The organism is Kitasatospora sp. NPDC001225 (assembly GCF_053597855.1).
This window is the reverse complement of record NZ_JBSFJC010000264.1, coordinates 1-4828: the sequence shown is the minus strand read 5'-3', so window position 1 is coordinate 4828 and position 4828 is coordinate 1. Positions and strand designations below refer to the sequence as shown.

The 4828-nt window shown below is 74.4% G+C and carries 5 protein-coding genes; all 5 read left to right on the top strand.

Annotation, left to right across the window (positions count from 1 at the left end):
- The first annotated feature begins 291 nt into the window (after nt 1–291).
- A complete protein-coding gene (locus ACWDCZ_RS38750) occupies nt 292–828 on the top strand; it encodes an EF-hand domain-containing protein (protein WP_074005404.1) in 537 nt (178 codons plus the stop codon).
- On the top strand, nt 825–1958 hold the full coding sequence (locus tag ACWDCZ_RS38745) for an isocitrate/isopropylmalate family dehydrogenase (RefSeq protein ID WP_449818405.1): 1134 nt from the start codon (nt 825–827) through the stop codon (nt 1956–1958). Before ACWDCZ_RS38750 ends, ACWDCZ_RS38745 begins: the two co-directional genes overlap by 4 nt.
- Nucleotides 1955–2578, top strand: a complete 624-nt coding sequence (locus tag ACWDCZ_RS38740) for a cysteine hydrolase family protein (RefSeq protein WP_049658999.1) — start codon at nt 1955–1957, stop codon at nt 2576–2578. Before ACWDCZ_RS38745 ends, ACWDCZ_RS38740 begins: the two co-directional genes overlap by 4 nt.
- The gene (locus ACWDCZ_RS38735; protein WP_449818406.1) at nt 2575–3525 is read left to right on the top strand and encodes an SAM-dependent methyltransferase; all 951 of its coding nucleotides are present in this window, start codon (nt 2575–2577) and stop codon (nt 3523–3525) included. The genes ACWDCZ_RS38740 and ACWDCZ_RS38735 overlap by 4 nt, the downstream gene beginning before the upstream one ends.
- 454 nt (nt 3526–3979) lie before the next feature.
- A complete protein-coding gene (locus tag ACWDCZ_RS38730) occupies nt 3980–4765 on the top strand; it encodes an MHYT domain-containing protein (RefSeq protein WP_049659004.1) in 786 nt (261 codons plus the stop codon).
- Nucleotides 4766–4828 lie beyond the last annotated feature (63 nt).

Below are 4828 nucleotides of genomic sequence, written 5' to 3'. Positions count from 1 at the left end.
GTCCCCCGTCGCCGCTCCACCCACTCCTGTTCCCCCCTCAATTCCGGACAGTCCGCCTCGCCACGCGCGAGGGGCCGGACGGCAACCCGGCGGCGGCTGCGGGCCGTCGCACGAGCCAGCCTGACTATCTGTCCAACCGACCGGCCCGTCATGCGCGCGCGGGCGCATTGCCCACGATCGGGTGGTCCGGCCGTACTTCGCGCGCCGACGGCCGGGCCGGGACCGGATAGTGGAGCGGTCGCCGAGGCACGGGCCCGGCGCCCTTCGTCCGGAAGACCGAGGTGTACCGCCATGCCCACCACCGCAGCCACCGACCGTGTCGGGCTCGTGTTCTCACTGTTCGACGCCGACGGGAACGGCGCCATCGAACCGGCCGACTTCGACCTGATGGGCAGCCGTGTCGTCGCGGCGCTCCCCCAGGCCGACGAGGAGGCCAGGGACCGGCTGCTCGACGCCCTGCAGCGCTACTGGCGCACGCTGGTGACCGAGCTGGACGCCGACGGCGACGGCCGGATCAGCCCCGAGGAGTTCACCGCCGTCGTGCTCGACCCGGAGCGCTTCGACGCCACCATCGACGAGTTCGCCCGGGCGCTCTCCGAGCTCGGCGACCCGGACGGCGACGGCCTGGTCACCCGCCCCGACTTCCTCGCCCTGATGACCGCGATCGGGTTCGACCACCGGAACACCACAGCCCTGTTCGACGCGTTCGGCCCGGTGGACGGCGACCGCGTCCCGGTCGCCGTCTGGGCGGAGGGCATCCGCGACTACTACCGCCCCGAGAAGGCCGGCATCCCCGGCGACCGCCTGGTCCCCGGGACGGCCCGGTGACCCCGGCCGCCCACCAGGGCACCGGCCCGGCGCCGGTGCCCGGCGCCGGGCAGCCCGCGATCGGGCTGGCGGTGGGCCGGGGCACCGGCCCCGAGCTCGCCGCCGTCTTCGAACGCGTCCTGCGGGTGCTCACCGCCGCCCGCCCCACGGGCGTGCGGATCGTCCGCTCCCCGCGCCTCTACCACTCCTACGTCTCGCTGCGCTCGCTGGCCGGCCCCGCCGGGATCCAGGACCTGACCGGGCAGGACGCGGAGCACTACGAGCGGTTCTGCCGAGACCTCGCCGACGCCGGCACCACGGCCGTCTTCCGCACCGCGATCAACGCCCAGTCCCTGTACCTGGTGCGCCACCGCCTGCGCGCCGTCAAGGTCGACCTGTTACGGGAAGGAGAAACGTCACTGCTCCTGGTCCGCGACCAGGCCCAGGGCTTCTACACCGGGGAGAACCGGCACACCCCGGGAGAGGTCGTCCGCACCATGGCCTTCAGCCGGGAGACCACCGAGGCCGTCGTCCGCCACGCCCTGGAGCGGGCCCGGCGCGAATGGCCCGACGGGCGGATCGACCGCATCGTCATGGCCTACAAGTTCCATCTCCTGGACGGCGCGTTCGACGCCTGGGTCGCCGACATCGCCGAGCGGCTGGGCATACGGATCGAGGTGTTCCAGCCCGACACCGTGAACCGCAACCTCATCACCCACGGCCTGCCGGACCGCACCCTGCTGATCGCCGGGAACGAGTGGGCCGACATCATGCACGTGGTCCTGCTGGACCGCTTCGGCGCCCAGCGGCAGGAGAGCCGCTGCACGGAGAACGTGTACCTCGGCCCCGGCGCGGCCGGACTGGTGGAGTACCAGACCGTGCACGGCTCCGCCGACAACCTGGCCGGGCGCGACCTGGTCAACCCGGTGGCCACCCTGCGCGCCGCGGCCCTCGTCGCCGAGCGGCACGCCGCGGTGCCCGGCGCCGTCGGGGCGGTCGAGACCGCCCTGGCCGTCCTGGACGACAAGGGCGTGCGCACCCCGGACCTCGGCGGCCGGCACTCCACCACCGCGGTGGTCGACGCGCTGGTCGACGTCCTCGACCTGCCCGGCGCGCCCACCGGATCCACCGCCCCGGTGGGCGGGCCGTGAGCGCCCGGACGGGAACGGCCCTGGTGGTGGTGGACCTGCAGAACGACTTCTGCACCGGGCCGGTGGCCAGGGCCCGGTTCGGCGGCGACGGCGCCGTCCTGGACGCCGTGGTCGCCAACAGCGTCCGGGCGGTGGACCTGGCCCGGCGCGCGGGCGTGGAGGTGGTGTTCGTCCGCTTCCTCGGCGACACCGCCCACCAGGGCGCGGCCTGGCGCGCGCGGGACCGGCGGCTGGGCAAGCGGCCGAAGTGCCTGGAGGGCACCTGGGGAGCCCGGTTCCACGGGGTGGCCCCGGCCCCGGGCGAGCGGGTCTTCACCAAACGGGCCTGCTTCGACGCCTTCCTCGGCGACGGCCTGGAGGAGCACCTGCGCGCCGGCGGCACCGGGCACCTCGTCTTCGCCGGCCTCTACGCCGACGTCTGCGTGGACTCCACCGCCCGCACCGCCTTCCAGAAGGGCTTCCACATCACCGTCCTGACGGACTGCACCACCTCCCTGCACCTGCCCCACGACGAGGTCCTGCGGTTCATGCGCGTCCTGTACGGCGCCCGCACCACCACCGGCGACGACCCCGCGGCGTGGACGGCGCCCGTGCACGAGGAGGACCCGTGCACGCCCTGACCGGACCGGAGGACGGGACGGCCGCGGCCGCGGCGCACGGCGTCGCCTCCGGAGTGGGCCGCACCGCCCTGCTGGTGGCGGCCGCCCGCGCCATCGAGACCCACCGCCCCGACGCCCTGGCCCGCGACCCGCTCGCCGAGCACTTCGTGCGCGCCTCCCCCGCCTCGGCGCACTGGCCCCTCCACCCCGACCAGGTCCCCGACGCGGAGGCCGACCCGCTGTGGGGGCGCCTCGGGCGCTACTTCGGGCTGCGCACCCGCGTCCTGGACGACCACCTGCTGGCCGCGGCGCGGGCCGGCACGCGCCAGGTCGTCATCCTGGGCGCGGGCCTGGACTCCCGGGCGTACCGGCTCGACTGGCCGCCCGGCCGCGTCCTCCACGAGATCGACACCGAGCAGGTGCTGGCCTTCAAACGGGCGGTCCTCGACGCGGCGGGCGCGGCCCCCGCCACCGAGCGCCGCCCGCTGGCCGCCGACCTCCGCGGCGACTGGGCCGGGCCGCTGCTGGAGGGCGGCTTCGACCCGGCGGAGCCGACCGCGTGGCTCGCCGAGGGGCTGCTGCTCTACCTCCCCGCCGAGGCCGAGCGGCGGCTGATGGCCACCGTGCACCGGCTCAGCGCGCCCGGCAGCACCCTGGCGTACGAGCTCAAGGACGTGGCCGCCGAACCGCCGGCGGTGCGCACGGCCCCCGCGTACGTCGCGGCCCGGGAGCGGCTCGGCATCGACCTGCGCGCCCTCTTCGACGCCGGCCCCCGCCCCGACTCCGCCGCGGAACTCACCCGCCTGGGCTGGACGGTGGCCGTGCGCAGCCCGTACGACTTCACCGCCCTGCACGGCCGCGGTCCGGCGCCGGAGCCGGACGACGCCCTGGCGGCCAACCGCTGGGTCTTCGCCGCCCGCCGCGGTCGGCCGGGCGGCGTCCCGGGCGGCATCCCGGGCCGCCGCTGAATTCCGCGGCATTCCGCGGTATTCCCTGCCGTTCGGCGGGGGGCTCCCCCGCCGAACGGACGGGATTATCCAAGGGGTTTTCCGAAAGGGAAAAGGATGCACCCGCTGCGAAAACCGCATTACTCGACGTAATGTCGATCATGGATTCCGCCGCCTCGCGCCGCCCTTGGCCGGGGCCCGGGTACACGTCAATTCCGGTGTACGGCACGGGATTTCGCAGATCCCCACGTGACCGGCGGGGGTGCCGGAAAATGCCGGACGCCGGCGGATTCACCTGACCGATCCTCATCGGTTCACCCGGTTGTCGATTTCGCGGAAACTGTTCGTCGCTATACGATCCTTCAGGAATCGGATCCTGATCCCCGGCCGGACCGGCAGACCCCGCAGTCGCCGCACCGGCCCGGGCAGAAGCGCGTTCCGCCCGTCCCCCCGCACGAACGCACTCCAGGTGACCATGCATCCCCACACCGCCCACATCGACGGGTTCCACTACGGCTGGATCAACCCGGTCCTGTCCTACCTCATCGCCTGCACCGGCGCGGCGCTCGGACTGCGCTGCACCGTACGGGCCCTGACCCTGCCGCCGGCCCGCCGCCTGGGGTGGCTGCTGCTGTCCGCGGTCGAACTCGGCTGCGGCATCTGGACCATGCACTTCATGGCGATGATGGGCTTCGCCGTCACCGGCTCGTCCGTCGTCTACCGCGTCCCCGAGACCCTCGGCAGCCTCCTGCTGGCCATCGTCGTCGTCGGCGCCGGCGTCCTGTACGTCGGCTACCGCCGCAGGACGCTCGCCTCCCTGCTGATCGGCGGCACCGTCACCGGCTGCGGCGTCGCGGCCATGCACTACCTCGGCATGGCCGCCATGCAGGTCCAGGGCGTGGTCTCCTACGACCCCGTCCTGGTGGCCGTCTCCATCGCCATCGCCGTGGCCGCCGCCACCGCGGCGCTGTGGATGACCCTCAACATCACCGGCTTCGCCGCCTCGCTGGTCGCCTCCCTGATCGCCGGGGTCGCGGTCACCGCCATGCACTACACCGGGATGGCCTCCGTCTCCGTCCGGCTGGACGACCGGCTCCTGCCCGCCGGCCTGCCCGCCTCCCAGTTCGTCGTCCCGCTCGCCGTCGCCATCATGGCCGTCATCGCGATCGGCGGGTTCGTCCTCACCCTCTCCCCGCAGGACCCGGTCGACGTGCCGGCCCGGGAGCCGCTGCGCGTCAAGCTCTTCGACCGCGGCGCCTGACCGGCCCGCCGTGCCGCGCGCACGGCACCGACGCCCCGGGGGCGGCCCGGACAACGGGCCGCC

Excerpts from the sequence above, each read along its gene's own strand:
- ACWDCZ_RS38750 (WP_074005404.1), top strand. The coding sequence starts at position 292 with ATGCCCACCACCGCAGCCACCGACCGTGTCGGGCTCGTGTTCTCACTG.
- ACWDCZ_RS38730 (WP_049659004.1), top strand. The coding sequence starts at position 3,980 with ATGCATCCCCACACCGCCCACATCGACGGGTTCCACTACGGCTGGATC.